The 14,177-nt window shown below is 64.0% G+C and carries 13 protein-coding genes; 10 read left to right on the plus strand and 3 right to left on the minus strand.

The window, feature by feature from the left end; genetic code table 11:
• Window positions 1–63: 63 nt before the first annotated feature.
• A complete protein-coding gene (gene mltB, locus PQR02_RS04175) occupies window positions 64–1,293 on the minus strand; it encodes a lytic murein transglycosylase B (RefSeq protein WP_408225903.1) in 1,230 nt (409 codons plus the stop codon).
• Between the two features lie 212 nt (window positions 1,294–1,505).
• Here mltB and PQR02_RS04180 point away from each other — a divergent pair, with 212 nt between their 5' ends.
• Both PQR02_RS04180 and PQR02_RS04185 read left to right on the plus strand, forming a co-directional pair.
• A complete protein-coding gene (locus PQR02_RS04180; protein WP_408225906.1) occupies window positions 1,506–2,429 on the plus strand; it encodes a histone deacetylase family protein in 924 nt (307 codons plus the stop codon).
• Window positions 2,430–2,478: 49 nt separating this feature from the next.
• Window positions 2,479–3,279 (plus strand): enoyl-CoA hydratase, encoded by an 801-nt coding sequence (locus PQR02_RS04185; RefSeq protein ID WP_408225909.1) that lies wholly within the window; start codon window positions 2,479–2,481, stop codon window positions 3,277–3,279.
• Between the two features lie 18 nt (window positions 3,280–3,297).
• On the opposite strand, the gene PQR02_RS04190 is transcribed toward PQR02_RS04185, so the two are convergent.
• A complete protein-coding gene (locus PQR02_RS04190; protein ID WP_408225912.1) occupies window positions 3,298–4,212 on the minus strand; it encodes an alpha/beta hydrolase in 915 nt (304 codons plus the stop codon).
• A gap of 239 nt (window positions 4,213–4,451) precedes the next feature.
• Here PQR02_RS04190 and PQR02_RS04195 point away from each other — a divergent pair, with 239 nt between their 5' ends.
• The 6 genes from PQR02_RS04195 (at window position 4,452) to PQR02_RS04220 (ending at window position 10,816) form a co-directional block, all read left to right on the plus strand.
• Complete coding sequence (locus PQR02_RS04195; RefSeq protein WP_408225915.1) at window positions 4,452–5,486, plus strand: methionine ABC transporter ATP-binding protein; 1,035 nt, start codon at window positions 4,452–4,454, stop codon at window positions 5,484–5,486.
• Window positions 5,476–6,129, plus strand: coding sequence for a methionine ABC transporter permease (locus PQR02_RS04200; protein WP_408225918.1), 654 nt, complete (start codon window positions 5,476–5,478; stop codon window positions 6,127–6,129). The genes PQR02_RS04195 and PQR02_RS04200 overlap by 11 nt, the downstream gene beginning before the upstream one ends.
• Window positions 6,130–6,183: 54 nt before the next feature.
• On the plus strand, window positions 6,184–6,978 hold the full coding sequence (locus tag PQR02_RS04205; RefSeq protein ID WP_408225921.1) for a MetQ/NlpA family ABC transporter substrate-binding protein: 795 nt from the start codon (window positions 6,184–6,186) through the stop codon (window positions 6,976–6,978).
• 238 nt (window positions 6,979–7,216) lie between these two features.
• Window positions 7,217–7,966 carry an electron transfer flavoprotein subunit beta/FixA family protein gene (locus tag PQR02_RS04210; protein WP_408225924.1) on the plus strand — a complete coding sequence of 250 codons (750 nt, stop codon included), beginning with the start codon at window positions 7,217–7,219 and terminating at the stop codon, window positions 7,964–7,966.
• A 14-nt stretch (window positions 7,967–7,980) separates the two neighbouring features.
• Window positions 7,981–8,916, plus strand: a complete 936-nt coding sequence (locus PQR02_RS04215) for an electron transfer flavoprotein subunit alpha/FixB family protein (RefSeq protein WP_408225927.1) — start codon at window positions 7,981–7,983, stop codon at window positions 8,914–8,916.
• 109 nt (window positions 8,917–9,025) lie between these two features.
• Window positions 9,026–10,816 carry an acyl-CoA dehydrogenase gene (locus tag PQR02_RS04220; RefSeq protein ID WP_408225930.1) on the plus strand — a complete coding sequence of 597 codons (1,791 nt, stop codon included), beginning with the start codon at window positions 9,026–9,028 and terminating at the stop codon, window positions 10,814–10,816.
• A gap of 147 nt (window positions 10,817–10,963) precedes the next feature.
• On the opposite strand, the gene PQR02_RS04225 is transcribed toward PQR02_RS04220, so the two are convergent.
• Complete coding sequence (locus PQR02_RS04225; RefSeq protein ID WP_408225933.1) at window positions 10,964–12,250, minus strand: D-amino acid dehydrogenase; 1,287 nt, start codon at window positions 12,248–12,250, stop codon at window positions 10,964–10,966.
• Between the two features lie 168 nt (window positions 12,251–12,418).
• Here PQR02_RS04225 and PQR02_RS04230 point away from each other — a divergent pair, with 168 nt between their 5' ends.
• Window positions 12,419–12,907 carry an Lrp/AsnC ligand binding domain-containing protein gene (locus PQR02_RS04230; protein ID WP_408225936.1) on the plus strand — a complete coding sequence of 163 codons (489 nt, stop codon included), beginning with the start codon at window positions 12,419–12,421 and terminating at the stop codon, window positions 12,905–12,907.
• A 105-nt stretch (window positions 12,908–13,012) separates the two neighbouring features.
• Window positions 13,013–14,161: a PA0069 family radical SAM protein gene (locus tag PQR02_RS04235; protein WP_408225939.1), complete on the plus strand. Its 1,149-nt coding sequence runs from the start codon at window positions 13,013–13,015 to the stop codon at window positions 14,159–14,161.
• Window positions 14,162–14,177 lie beyond the last annotated feature (16 nt).

Here is a 14,177-nt window from a genome sequence, read left to right on the forward strand (position 1 = left end):
TCTGAAGAACAGACCGGCGCTTTTTTCGTTCGAGCATGAGGCAGCCTCAGTGGCCGCCATGACTCATTGCGATGCCCCGTTCGACGGCGCAGCGTTATCGACGGCATTCGCCGCATCGCCTGCTTCCATCTGCGCTTTGACCCGCTGGCCCAACTGATACACCGCGAGCGCATAAAAGAAACTGCGATTATAGCGGGTCAGCACGTAGAAGTTCTTCAATCCCAGCTTGAACTCGGTGCCGCGTCCCGGCGACGGCAAATCCACTACCGTCACCGGCGTGCCGGCTTCCGCCGCGACATCCACGCCCGGTTCGTTCAGCAGCAGTCCGGCGCGCAGCAACTGTTCTAGCGGCCAATGCGGGTCCGGCTGGCCGTCGGCGGCGGCTTGCGCGACGCCCAGGCTGCCGGCATCCGAGCCGATACGCCACACCACCGGCCGGCCGCTTTCCCAGCCGTTCTGGCGCAGATAGTTGGCCACGCTGCCGATCGCGTCCGCCGCGCTCGTGCGCAGGTCGATCTGCTTTTTGCCGTCGTAGCTCACGGCGTATTGCACGATGCTGCTCGGCAGGAACTGCGGGATGCCGATCGCGCCGGTATAGGAGCCGAGTACCGTGGTCGGATCGATCTGCGCGTCGCGCGTCCACACCAGATAGTCTTCGAGATTCTTGCGGAAGGTCGCCTGGCGATCGCCGCGATTGGCGGTGCTCGGGTAGTCGAAGCTGAGCGTGGTCAGCGCGTCGAGCACGCGGAAGTTGCCCATGTAACGCCCGTAAATCGTCTCCACGCCGATGATGCCGACGATCACTTCCGGCGGCACGCCGAACTCTTCGTACGCGCGTTGCAGCGTGGCCTGGTTCGCGCGCCAGAAGCGCACGCCGGCATTGATGCGGACCGGATCGAGAAAGCGCGACTGATACACGCGCCAGTTCTTCACCGTCGGCGACGGGGACGGCGTCACGAGCTTGACCGCGGTCGCCGAATAGCTGACGCCGGAGAACAGCGCATGCAACGCGGACTCGTCGAAGTCGTAGCGCGCGACCATGTCGTTGATGAAGGCGTCCACGTTCGGATTGTTCGCGTACCGCTGCGGAATGATTTCTTCCTCGAACGTTTGCCCTTGCGGCACGGCCGGCTGCGGCTGGCTTTGCGCGACCAGCACCGGCGGCTTCTTGCGAATGTTTTGCGCGAGCGCCGGACTGGTTGCCATGAACATGCACGATGCGACGGACAGTGAGGCGGCCAGCGTGCTGATGCGAAGCCGGTTTCGTGCGGACAGAGCAAGCTTGACGGTCATAGTGAGCGAGGAGCGTGGTGCGTGGGAGACAAGGAAAAAGAGGCCGAAAAACGGATGGGGCAGTATACCCGAGGCCTTCTGCAAAACCATGCTCGACGCGTCACGGCGGCGTCGTGTGGTAAGTTCATAAATGTTGGCGCGCCGAGGGCGCGCGCCCCTGGAAGGAGACACGCTGCGCGCGCTTCGAAGAAGCCGTGCCGCAGAAGAACACCATGGCAACAGGCTTCTATTCCCACACCGACTGCATGCTGCACGATATGGGGCAGTGGCATCCCGAATGCCCCGCGCGCCTGCAGGCAATCGAAGACCAACTGATCGCGAGCCGCATCGACGCGCTGATCGAACGCGAGTCGCCGCCGCTCGCCGATGATGCCGCGCTGCTGCGCGTGCATACGCAGGCGCATATCGACTACGTCCGCAGCCGATCGCCGGCCGAAGGGATCGCTGAAATCGACCCCGATACGGCGATGAATCCGCATACCCTGCAAGCCGCGTTGCGCGCGGCGGGCGCCGCGGTGGCGGCCACGGACGCGGTGATCGAAGGCCGCTTCGACAACGCGTTCTGCAGCGTGCGACCGCCCGGCCACCATGCGGAGCCGGCGCGTGCGATGGGCTTCTGCTTCTTCAACAACGTCGCGATTGCTGCACGTCACGCGCTCGACGCGCACGGGCTGCAGCGCGTCGCGATCATCGACTTCGACGTGCATCACGGCAACGGCACCGAAGCGGCGTTCGCGGGCGACTCGCGGGTGCTGATGTGCAGCATCTTCCAGCATCCGTTCTATCCGTTCACCGGCGCGGACAATCAGGCGCCCAACATGTGCAACGTGCCGATGCCGGCGCGCTCGAAAGGCATGGAGGTGCGCGAGGCGGTGGATCTGATGTGGCTCCCGCGCCTGCACGAATTCAAGCCGGAGATGCTGTTCATTTCGGCCGGCTTCGACGCGCATCGCGAAGACGACCTCGGCAACATGGGCCTCGTCGAAGACGACTACGCGTGGATCACCGACCAGGTCCGCGAGATCGCGAAACGCTATGCGCACGGCCGGATCGTCAGTTGTCTCGAGGGCGGCTACAACCTGTCCGCGCTCGGGCGCAGCGTAGTCGCGCACGTGCGCACGCTGGCCGGCATCTGAGCTTGCCGCGCGCCGGGCTGCATTTGCACGACACCATCAGGAGCGAGCCATGAATGCCGACGCGCGCAGCGCTTCACTGATCGAGATCGAACACGATGCGTATCGGGTGCCGGGCGTCGTGCTGCTGACGATGAACCGGCCCGACGCGTTCAACGCGCTCTCCGAAGCGCTGCTCGACGCGCTGCAGAGCGCGTTGACGGAGATCGCGCGGTCGCAGGCGCGCGTGGTCGTGATCGCCGGCGCGGGGCGGGCGTTCTGCGCGGGCCACGATCTGAAGGAAATGCGCGCGGCGCCGTCGCTGGCTTATTACCAGCAGTTGTTCGCCCGTTGCACGAAGCTGATGGTGACGATCCAGCGGCTGCCGCAACCGGTGATCGCGCGAGTGCAGGGCCTTGCGACGGCGGCCGGCTGCCAGCTGGTCGCGATGTGCGATCTGGCGGTCGCGGCGGACTCCGCGCGTTTCGCCGTGTCGGGCGTGAACCTCGGGCTCTTCTGCGCGACGCCTTCGGTGCCGCTGTCGCGCAACCTGTCGCGAAAGGCGGCGCTTGAAATGCTGCTCACCGGCGACTTCATCGACGCCGCCGAAGCGAAGCGGCAAGGTCTAGTGAACCGCGTGGTCCCGGCCGACGCGCTCGACGCGGAGCTGGCGCAACTCGCGGCCAGCATCTGCGCGAAACCCGTCGAAGCGGTGAGCGCCGGCAAGGGCCTGTTCTATCGGCAGCTCGAAATGGGCATCGAGGCGGCTTATCAGCTTGCAGGCCAGACTATGGCTTGCAACATGATGGACGACTCGGCGCTCGAAGGCGTGCAGGCGTTTGTCGACAAGCGCGCGCCGGCGTGGAAGCGCTAGGCGGGTGCAGCGGCCGGCTCAACGTCCAACTGCGCCTCCAACTGCGCGCTTTTCAATCCAGTCGATCAGCGCCCCGATCACCCGGTCGCGGTCGAGATCGTTCATCGTCTCGTGATAGCTGCCTTCGTGCAGCGTCAGCGTCTTGTCCGGCGACCCCGCGTGCTGCCCGAATGCCCGGCTGCCTTCGGGCTCGGCGAGTTTGTCGGCGGTGCCGTGATACACCAGCAGCGGCATGCGCAGCCCCGTACGGCCACGTTCGATCCGCGTCATTGCCAGCAGCAGTTCCGCGCCGGTGCGCGCCGGAATCGCGCCGTGATGCACGAGCGGGTCGTTGCGATTGGCGTTCACCACGGGTTGAAGACGCGATAGCAGCGCGGCGTCGATTTTCATCGCCGGAAAGCTGGGATAGACACGGCTGATTACCTGACTCAGCGCGAGCATCCAGCGCGGCACGTCGCGCCCGGGCGCGAGAGCCGGGCTCGACAGAATCAGGCCGTTCAAGCGGCGGCCGGTCGCGTCGAGGCGCTCGATCGCATAGAGCGCGGCGACCGCGCCGCCCATGCTGTGTCCCATCAGAAAGAGCGGGGCGCAGCTTTGCGCGGCGACGTCGAGCAAAGCTTGCGCGTCGAGCAAATAGTCGTCGAAGCGCTTCACATAGGTCCGCTTGCCGGGCGCGTGGCCGTGGCCGCGCAGATCGATCGCCACCAGTTCGATGCCGGCCGCGTTCAACCGGGCGGCCAACGCGGCATAGCGGCCGGCGTGCTCAGCCAGTCCGTGCAACAGCGCGACCGTCGCACGAGTCTGTCCGATGGCCGGCCAGCGGTAGAGCGGCAAGCTCACGCCGTCGGCGGTCGTGACCGACGCGTGCGGTGGCGCGCCGGTGTCCAGCTTGCCTGCGCTCGCGCGCACATGGTGGCTTGGGGATGTTTGCATGGCTGGGCCCGTTCCGGTTTTGTGTCGCCCGATCATAGTCGTTGCCCTACTCCGCGCGCGAGCGCCGCGTACCGAGCGTCGCTCTAATATTCATAGGTTATGAAAGGATCGTAATTGATTATTAAAGGGAATGACGACGCTGCGGTAGAATTGCGGCCTCAAAATCCAATAAAAGCAACGGCGGCCGCTTGCCGGTAGCGCACAACGCTCGCCGACAGACTCCGCCGTTTCGTTTTTCCATGATCGAAATACGCAATATCTCCCAGCGGTTCGCCGGGCCCCGGGGCTGGGTCGAGGCGCTGCACAACGTCAATCTGTCGATCCCGGCGGGCGAAGTGTTCGGCATCATCGGCCGCAGCGGCGCGGGCAAGAGTACCCTCGTGCGCACCCTCAACCTGCTGACGCGCCCGTCCGAAGGCAATATCGTCGTCAACGGCCGCGATCTGACCACACTGCCCGCCGCGCAATTGCGCGAGGCGCGCCGCGAGATCGGCATGATCTTCCAGCACTTCAACCTGCTGTCGTCGCGCACGGTCTATGAGAACGTCGCGCTGCCACTCGAGCTGGCCGGCATGAAGCGCGACGAAATCGAAGCGAACGTGCTGCCGCTGCTCGATCTCGTCGGTCTGTCGGCGCAGAAGGACCGCTATCCGGCGCAGATCAGCGGCGGCCAGAAGCAGCGCGTGGGCATTGCGCGCGCGCTCGCGAGCAAGCCGAAAGTGCTGCTGTCCGACGAAGCGACGTCCGCGCTCGACCCCGAAACCACGCGGGCGATCCTCGACCTGCTCAAGCGCATCAATCGCGAACTGAACCTGACGATCGTGCTGATCACGCACCAGATGGACGTGATCAAGCAGGTCTGCGACCGCGTCGCGGTGCTGGACGCAGGCCGGGTCGTCGAAGAGGGCAAGGTGATCGACGTGTTCCTGCAGCCGCATCATGAAGTCACGCGCGCGCTGATCGGCGACGTGATCGCGCAGGAACTGCCGCCCGCGATGAAGGCGCGCGTCGCCGAGCGCCTGAAGACCGGCAGCGGCCACTTGCTGCGTCTTGCGTTCACGGGCTCGGGCGTCGATCAGCCGATTCTGTCGGAAACGATCCGCCGCTACGAACTCGACTTCAACATCCTGCACGGCCAGATCGACGAGATCCAGGGGCAGGCGTTCGGCTCGCTCGCGGTGCTCGCGGGCGGCGAACCGGCGAAGGTGGCGCAGGCGCTGACGTATCTGCGTGAACAGGGTGTGGTGGTGGAGGAGCTTTCGCATGTTGAGTGAAATGTTCGATATGTTCGTCCAGTCGTTCTGGGAAACGCTCGTGATGGTGGGCATTTCCGGCCTGGTCGGCGCATTGGTGGGCCTGCCGCTCGGCGTGCTGCTGTATCTGACGGACCGTCAGGGGGTGCTGGAGAACGTCGCGGTGAATCGCGTGATGGGTGTGATCGTCAATGCGGTCCGTTCGACGCCGTTCATCATCCTGCTGGTGGCGGTGATTCCGTTCACGCGCCTCGTGGTGGGTTCGTCGATCGGGACGGCGGCCGCCGTCGTGCCGCTGACGATCGCCGCCGCGCCGTTCATCGCGCGTCTGGTCGAGACCGCGCTGCGCGAGGTCGACCGCGGCTTGATCGAAGCGGCGCAGGCGATGGGCGCGACCACCGCGCAGATCGTGTTCAAGGTGCTGCTGCCCGAATCGCTGCCGGGCGTGGTCGCCGGATTGACGATCACCTTTGTGTCACTGGTCGGCTATTCGGCGATGGCCGGCGCGATCGGCGGCGGCGGGCTGGGCGACCTCGGCATCCGCTATGGGTATCAGCGTTTTCTGCCGGAAGTGATGTTGACGGTCGTGGTGATTCTGATCGTCTTCGTGCAGCTGGTGCAGTCGTTCGGGGATTGGCTCGTGCGTCGGTTGAGCCATAAATAAACAAGGGTCATCGGAACCCGCTAACAGAGTCGGCAGACTCGCAAGAGGTCCATCATGCAACGTCGTTTCATTCTCAAACTGGCCGCCGCGCTGGGTGCTGTCTCGCTGTTCGCCGCCGCGGCGCACGCCGAGGACACGATCAAGGTTGGCGTCACCGGCGGTCCGCACGCGCAGATCATGGACGTCGTGAAGACGGTCGCGGCGAAGAACGGTCTGAACATCAAGATTGTCGAGTTCTCCGACTACGTGCAGCCGAACGCGGCGCTCGCCGGCGGCGATCTGGATGCGAACAGCTACCAGCACGACCCGTACTTGCAGGCGCAGGTGAAGGATCGCGGCTACAAGCTGATCCGCATCGCGGACACGGTCACGTACCCGATGGGCATCTATTCGAAGAAGATCAAGACGCTCGTCGAACTGCAGCCGGGCGCGAAGATCGCGGTGCCGAACGATCCGACCAACGGCGGCCGGGCACTCCTGCTGCTGCAAAAGCAGGGGCTGCTGAAGCTGCGCGCCGATGCGGGCCTGAAGGCGACGCCGCTGGATATCGTCGACAACCCGCGCAAGCTGAAGGTCGTCGAACTCGATGCGGCGCAAATCCCGCGCTCGCTGAACGACGTGGACGCTGCCGCAATCAACACCAATTTCGCGATGGAAGCCGGCCTGAAGCCGAAGCAGGACGCGATCGCCATCGAAGACCCGAAAGGTCCTTACGTGAACATCATCGCGATCCGCGAAGCCGACCGCAACAAGCCGTGGGTCGCCAAGCTGGTCGCGGCGTATCATTCGCCGGAAGTGAAGCAGTTCGTCGACAGCAAATTCGGCGGGTCGGTGATCACCGCGTGGTGAGCCGGCGGCCTTCCGAGATCGCAAAACACGACGGCCATGGCGAATTTGCGACGTAGGTCAAAACCCGGGGTTGCCACCCGGGTTTTTTCGAGATTAAAATAGAACGATCGTTCGATATTGCCGTCACGCTGATGAGGAGCGATATCCTCCCGGTAAAGCGCCCGCGACACCGGCTGCCATAAGGGCAGTCGCTATAATGTCCGTTGGGCTGACGTATTCGTAACTTTGGAGCGTGTGCATGAAAATCCTGGTGCCAGTCAAAAGAGTGGTCGATTACAACGTGAAAGTCCGGGTCAAATCGGACGGCACGGGTGTCGACATCGCGAACGTGAAGATGTCGATGAATCCGTTCGATGAAATCGCGGTGGAAGAAGCCGTCCGTCTGAAGGAAGCCGGCGTGGCGACCGAAGTGATCGCTGTTTCCTGCGGTGTAACCCAGTCGCAGGAAACGCTGCGTACGGCGCTGGCGATCGGCGCGGATCGGGCGATCCTGATCGAGTCGGGTGAAGACCTGCAGCCGCTGGCGGTCGCGAAGCTGCTGAAGGCGCTGGTCGACAAGGAACAGCCGCAGCTGGTGATTCTCGGCAAGCAGGCCATCGACGACGACTCGAACCAGACCGGCCAGATGCTCGCCGCGCTGGCTAACCTGCCGCAAGCGACGTTTGCGTCGAAGGTGGTCGTTGCTGACGGGAAAGCGACCGTGTCGCGCGAAGTGGACGGCGGCGCCGAAACGCTGTCGCTGACGCTGCCCGCTGTCGTCACCACCGATCTGCGCCTGAACGAGCCGCGCTACGTGACGCTGCCGAACATCATGAAGGCCAAGAAAAAGCCGCTGGAAACGCTCAAGCCGGAAGACCTCGGCGTGGATGTCACGCCGCGTCTGAAGACGCTGAAGGTTGTCGAGCCGCCGAAGCGCTCCGCCGGTGTGATGGTGCCGGATGTGAAGACGCTGGTCGAGAAGCTGAAGACCGAAGCCAAGGTGCTGTGAGGGAGACGGATGAAATGACGAATCTGGTAATTGCAGAACACGACAACGCGTCGATCAAGGCCGCGACGCTGAACACGATCGCAGCGGCGCAGAAGATCGGTGGTGATATTCACGTGCTGGTCGCCGGTCACAACGCGCAAGCCGCAGCCGAGGCGGCAGCGAAGATTGCAGGCGTGTCGAAGGTGCTGCTGGCCGACGCGCCGCAACTCGAAGCGGGCCTCGCGGAAAACGTCGAAGCGACGGTGATGAACATCGCGAAGGACTACACGCACATCCTCGCGCCGGCAACCGCCTACGGCAAGAACATCGCACCGCGTATCGCCGCGAAGCTCGACGTCGCGCAGATCAGCGACATCACGGCAGTGGACAGCGCCGACACGTTCGAGCGTCCGATCTACGCGGGCAACGCCATCGCGACGGTGCAATCGGCTGACCCGATCAAGGTCATCACGGTGCGCTCGACCGGTTTTGATGCAGTGGCGGCCGTTGGCGGCAGCGCAGCGGTGGAAAAGATCGAAGCCGCCGCAGACAGCGGCCTGTCGCAATTCGTGAGCCGCGAAGTGACGAAGCTGGACCGTCCGGAACTGACATCGGCGAAGGTCATTGTTTCGGGTGGCCGCGGTCTGGGCAACGGCGAGAACTATACGAAGGTGCTCGAACCGCTGGCCGACAAGCTGAACGCAGCGCTCGGCGCATCGCGTGCAGCGGTCGACGCGGGCTTCGTGCCGAACGACTATCAGGTCGGCCAGACCGGCAAGATCGTCGCGCCGCAGTTGTACATCGCGGTGGGCATCTCAGGCGCGATCCAGCATCTGGCCGGGATGAAAGACTCGAAGGTGATCGTCGCGATCAACAAGGATGCGGAAGCGCCGATCTTCAGCGTTGCCGATTACGGTCTGGTCGGCGATCTGTTTACGCTCGTGCCGGAACTCGTCAGCGAACTCGGCTAATCGCGCGTAGCGCCGCAACGCCGGATAAAAGGCGTCTGGCAGCACACGAAGGGCGCAGGACCGAACGAGTCCAGCGCCCTTTTTTTATCAAGGCAGGAGGAGAACGAAAATGAGCTACACGGCGCCGATCAAGGACATGTTGTTCGTGATGAAGGAACTGGCCGGTCTCGAAGACATCGCGACGCTGCCCGGTTTCGAGGACGCCAACCTCGACACGGCTCAGGCCGTGCTCGGAGAGTCGGCGAAACTGTGCGGTGAAGTGCTGGCACCGCTGAACGTCGAAGGCGATCGCAATCCGAGCAGCTGGAGGGACGGTGTGGTCACCGCGACGCCGGGTTTCAAGGAAGCTTTCCGCCAGTTCAGCGAAGGCGGCTGGCAAGGCGTGCAGCATCCGCTCGACTACGAAGGTCAGGGCCTGCCGAAGCTGCTCGCGACGCCTTGCATCGAAATGCTCAACGCGTCGAACCTGTCGTTCGCGCTGTGTCCGCTGCTGACCGACGGCGCAATCGAAGCGTTGCTGACGGCCGGCAGCGAAGCGCAAAAACAGACCTATGTCCCGAAGCTGATTTCCGGCGAGTGGACCGGCACGATGAATCTCACCGAGCCGCAGGCAGGCTCCGATCTCGCGCTGGTGCGCACGCGCGCCGAACCGCAGGGCGACGGGTCATTCAAGTTGTTCGGCACGAAGATTTTCATCACGTGGGGCGAGCACGACATGGCGAAGAACATCGCCCATCTCGTGCTGGCGCGCACGCCGAATGCGCCGGAAGGCGTGAAGGGCATTTCGCTCTTCATCGTGCCGAAGTTTCTCGTCAACGAAGACGGTTCGCTCGGTGAGCGTAACGACGTGCATTGCGTGTCGATCGAACACAAGCTCGGCATCAAGGCTAGCCCGACCGCGGTGCTGCAGTTCGGCGACCACGGCGGCGCGATCGGTCATCTGATCGGCGAAGAAAATCGCGGTCTCGAGTACATGTTCATCATGATGAACGCGGCGCGTTTCGCGGTCGGCATGCAGGGCGTCGGCATCTCGGACCGCGCATATCAGAAGGCGGTCGCGTATGCGAAAGACCGCGTGCAGAGCCGTCCCGTGGATGGCTCCGCGAAACAGTCGGTCGCGATCATCCAGCATCCCGACGTGCGCCGCATGCTCGCGACGATGCGCGGGCTGACCGAGGCGTCGCGCGCGCTCGCCTATGTTGCGGCGGCTCACTGCGATATCGCGCACCGTCATCCGGACGAAGCGCAGCGCGCCGGGCACCAGGCGCTCTACGAATTCCTCGTACCGATCGTGAAGGGCTGGAGCACGGAACTGTCGATCGACGTCACGAGCCTGGGCGTGCAGGTGCATGGCGGAATGGGCTTCATCGAAGAAACGGGCGCCGCGCAGTACTACCGCGACGCGCGCATTCTGCCGATCTACGAGGGCACGACCGCGATTCAGGCCAACGATCTGATCGGCCGCAAGACCGTGCGCGACGGCGGCAAGGTCGCGAAGTCGCTGCTCGCCGACGTCGCCGCTACGGTCGAGGCGCTCGGTTCGCAGCAAGGCCCGGCATTCGAGTCGATGAAGAAGTATCTGGCGCAGGGCCAACGTTCGCTGAGCGCGGCGGTGGATTTCGTCGTCGCGAATACGAAGGGCGATCCGAACGCGGTGTTTGCCGGCAGTGTGCCGTATCTGAAGCTCGCGGGCATCGTGCTGGGTGGCTGGCAGATGGCGCGTGCGCTGCTCGTCGCGGCTCAGAAGCGCGACGAAGATCCGTCGTTCTACGGCGCGAAGATCGCGACCGCGCAGTTTTATGCGGAGCATGTGCTGCCGCAGGCGTCCGCGCTCGAAGCGTCGATTGTGAGCGCGAAGGGTGGGGAGAGCGTGCTGGCCTTGTCGGAAGACCAGTTTTGACGCCACGCTCGCGGCTCGCTGCCGCGGCGTGAAAGCAAACGGCGCCTCGCGTCAAGCGAGGCGCCGTTTTTTTATGGTTGCTTGAGTTCGACCGCAGGGCCGGCCAACGTACGCGTTTGCCAGGGGTGCAGCGCCCGGCGTCCGGTCTCAGGCGTAAGCCGGACGATGCACTTCGCCTGTCTCGCCGAGATAGCGATGCACCGACAGGTCATCCGCCTTGATGGCGGGCTGTTTGCCCGACATCACGTCCGCCAGCAACTGGCCCGAGCCGCACGACATGGTCCAGCCGAGCGTGCCGTGGCCGGTGTTCAGGAACAGGTTCGCGACCGGCGTGCGGCCGACGATCGGCGTGCCGTCCGGCGTCATCGGACGCAGACCGGTCCAGAACTGGGCCTTCGACGTATCGCCGCCGCCGGGGAACAGGTCGTTCACGCACAGTTCCAGCGTGGCGCGGCGCGCCTCGCGCAACGACTTGTCGAAACCGACGATCTCCGCCATCCCGCCAACCCGGATACGGTTGTCGAAGCGGGTGATCGCGATCTTGTAGGTTTCGTCGAGCACGGTGGATACGGGAGCCGCCGTTTCATCGACAATCGGCGCGGTGATCGAATAGCCCTTGAGCGGATAGACCGGAATCTTCACCAGGCCCGTCAGGAACTGCGTCGAGTAGGAACCCAGTGCGACGACGAACGAATCCGCGCGCACCAGCTCGCCGCCGCATTGCACGCCGGCGACACGGTCGCCGGACATTGCGAGCGCGTCGATCGGCGTGTTGTAGCGGAACTTGACGCCCAGCTGCTCGGCCAGCGCCGCGAGGCGGGTGGTGAACATCTGGCAGTCGCCGGTTTCGTCGCCCGGCAGACGCAAACCGCCGGTCAGCTTGTGCGACACCGCCGCGAGCGCCGGCTCGGCCTGCGCGAGTTCGGCAGCCGATAGCAGTTCATAGGGCACGTTGGCTTCCTGCAGCACGGCGATGTCTTTCGCGGCGCCATCGAATTGCTGCTGCGTGCGGAACACCTGCAGCGTGCCGCCGGTGCGGCCTTCGTACTGGATGCCGGTATCGGCGCGCAACGCCTGCAGGCAGTCGCGGCTGTATTCGGCGAGACGCACCATGCGGCCCTTGTTCACCGCATAACGCGCCGACGTGCAGTTCTGCAGCATCTGCCACATCCATTGCAGCTGGAATTGCGTGCCGTCCAGACGGATCGCCAGCGGCGCGTGCTTCTGGAACATCCACTTGACGGCCTTCAGCGGCACGCCAGGCGCGGCCCAAGGCGACGCGTAGCCCGGCGAGATCTGGCCGGCGTTGGCGAAACTGGTTTCGAGCGCGGGACCAGCTTCGCGGTCGATCACGGTCACTTCATGACCGGCGCGCGCCAGGTAATACGCGGTTGTCACCCCGACGACGCCACTGCCCAAAACGACGACTCGCATAGCTGCTCCAGGAGAATCAAAATAGGTTGGAGGGCGCGGCGCTCGTCGATTTGTTCGATTTCAATCGATTCGCGAGGTATAACGCTGATCGCCCAGTGTTAACCGCTATACTATTAGCAGTCAGGTAGGTTTTGTTATTGTATTTTCAGAATTTTCAGCAAAAATATCATGCGTACACAGCGCCAACCCGTCCGGACCCTCGACAAACTCGATCACAAGATCCTGCGGCTGCTACAGCAGGACGGCCGGATGGCCATGAAGGAGCTGGCGGAGCAGGTCGGGCTGTCGGTGACGCCGTGCATCGAGCGGGTCAAACGGATGGAGCGCGACGGCGTGATCACCGGCTACCATGCGCGCGTGAACCCGGCCGACCTCGGCGCGGCGCTGCTCGTGTTTGTCGAGATCACGCTGGATCACAAGAGCGGCAACATGTTCGACCAGTTCCGGCGTGAAGTGCAGAAGATCCCCGAGGTGCTGGAATGCCATCTGGTATCGGGCGATTTCGACTATCTGATCAAGGCGCGCATCGGCGAGATGGCGGATTACCGGAAGCTGCTCGGCGACATTCTTCTGCAACTGCCCGGCGCGGTGCAGTCGAAGAGCTACGTGGTGATGGAGGAAATCAAGGAGACACTGACGATCGCCGTCGGCGATTAGCAGGCGTTGCGGCCGCAGCACGTAGGGCTCGACAAACGGCGTAAACACTGTATATTCATACAGGTGTTCTGCGCCGTTTGTCTGTTTGTTTTGCGTGACCCAGCCGTGGCTAACTCCGACACCCGTACCGCTGAAGAATTTCCGATCGCGCCGCCGGCGCCTCGCAAGGGGCGCGGCGCGGTGACGAACCTGCAAGGCCGCTACGAAGTCGACCAGCGCGAAGCGGTGGACGACGGCTGGCTGCCCGCCGCGCAGGAAGACGGCGACGAGTCCAAGACGCTGCGCACGCAGATTTTCGAAGAGCGCGCGAAGACCATCCTCACGCGCAACGCGTCACCGGACATTCCGTTCGGCGTATCGCTGAACCCCTATCGCGGCTGCGAGCACGGCTGCATCTACTGCTTCGCGCGGCCTACGCATAGTTATCTGGGGCTGTCGCCCGGGCTCGACTTCGAAAGCCGGATCTACGCGAAGATCAACGCGCCGGAATTGCTCGAGCGGGAGTTGTCGAAGAAATCTTATGTGCCCGAGCCGATTGCGCTTGGCGTCAACACGGACGCCTGGCAACCCGCCGAGCGCGAATTGCGCCTCACGCGCCGCGTGATCGAAGTACTCAGCGAGCGCAATCATCCGTTTGCTGCCATCACCAAATCGTCGCTGATCGAGCGCGATATCGACCTGCTCGCCCCCATGGCGGCGCGCGGGCAATTCATGGCGGCCATCACCATCACCACGCTGGACGCCGAGATCGCGCGCACGCTCGAACCGCGCGCGGCCACGCCGTCGCGCCGGCTGCGCACTATCCGCACATTGAGTGAGGCGGGCATTCCGGTCGGCGTCAGCATTGCACCCGTGATCCCGTTCGTCACCGAGCCGGACATGGAGCGTGTGCTCGAAGCATGCGCGCAAGCGGGGGCGAGCAACGCGAGCTATATCGTGCTGCGTCTGCCGTGGGAAGTCGCGCCGTTATTCAAGGATTGGCTCACCGCGCATTTCCCTGACCGCGCCGAGCGGGTGATGAGCCGCGTGCGCGATATGCGGGGCGGAAAAGACTACGACTCGTCGTTCGCCACGCGAATGAAGGGCGAGGGCTTATGGGCGGATCTGCTCAGGCAGCGATTCCATAACGCGGTACGCCGGTTGGGCCTGAACCGGCGCAATCGCGGCATTCTCGATATGTCGCACTTTCGCCGGGGCGAGCCGTCGCAAGCCGACGAGCCGGTGCGCGTCAATCCGCAACTGAAGCTCTTTTAGCCCGGCGCGCTGCCGG

The organism is Paraburkholderia sediminicola, from assembly GCF_046026895.1.
Lineage (GTDB): Bacteria > Pseudomonadota > Gammaproteobacteria > Burkholderiales > Burkholderiaceae > Paraburkholderia > Paraburkholderia sediminicola_C.

Coding starts and splice junctions, on each gene's coding strand:
- PQR02_RS04215 (WP_408225927.1), top strand. CDS start 7,981: ATGACGAATCTGGTAATTGCAGAACACGACAACGCGTCGATCAAGGCC.
- PQR02_RS04180 (WP_408225906.1), top strand. CDS start 1,506: ATGGCAACAGGCTTCTATTCCCACACCGACTGCATGCTGCACGATATG.
- PQR02_RS04190 (WP_408225912.1), bottom strand. CDS start 4,212: ATGCAAACATCCCCAAGCCACCATGTGCGCGCGAGCGCAGGCAAGCTG.
- PQR02_RS04225 (WP_408225933.1), bottom strand. CDS start 12,250: ATGCGAGTCGTCGTTTTGGGCAGTGGCGTCGTCGGGGTGACAACCGCG.
- PQR02_RS04230 (WP_408225936.1), top strand. CDS start 12,419: ATGCGTACACAGCGCCAACCCGTCCGGACCCTCGACAAACTCGATCAC.
- PQR02_RS04195 (WP_408225915.1), top strand. CDS start 4,452: ATGATCGAAATACGCAATATCTCCCAGCGGTTCGCCGGGCCCCGGGGC.
- PQR02_RS04205 (WP_408225921.1), top strand. CDS start 6,184: ATGCAACGTCGTTTCATTCTCAAACTGGCCGCCGCGCTGGGTGCTGTC.
- PQR02_RS04185 (WP_408225909.1), top strand. CDS start 2,479: ATGAATGCCGACGCGCGCAGCGCTTCACTGATCGAGATCGAACACGAT.
- PQR02_RS04210 (WP_408225924.1), top strand. CDS start 7,217: ATGAAAATCCTGGTGCCAGTCAAAAGAGTGGTCGATTACAACGTGAAA.
- PQR02_RS04220 (WP_408225930.1), top strand. CDS start 9,026: ATGAGCTACACGGCGCCGATCAAGGACATGTTGTTCGTGATGAAGGAA.
- PQR02_RS04200 (WP_408225918.1), top strand. CDS start 5,476: ATGTTGAGTGAAATGTTCGATATGTTCGTCCAGTCGTTCTGGGAAACG.
- mltB (WP_408225903.1), bottom strand. CDS start 1,293: ATGACCGTCAAGCTTGCTCTGTCCGCACGAAACCGGCTTCGCATCAGC.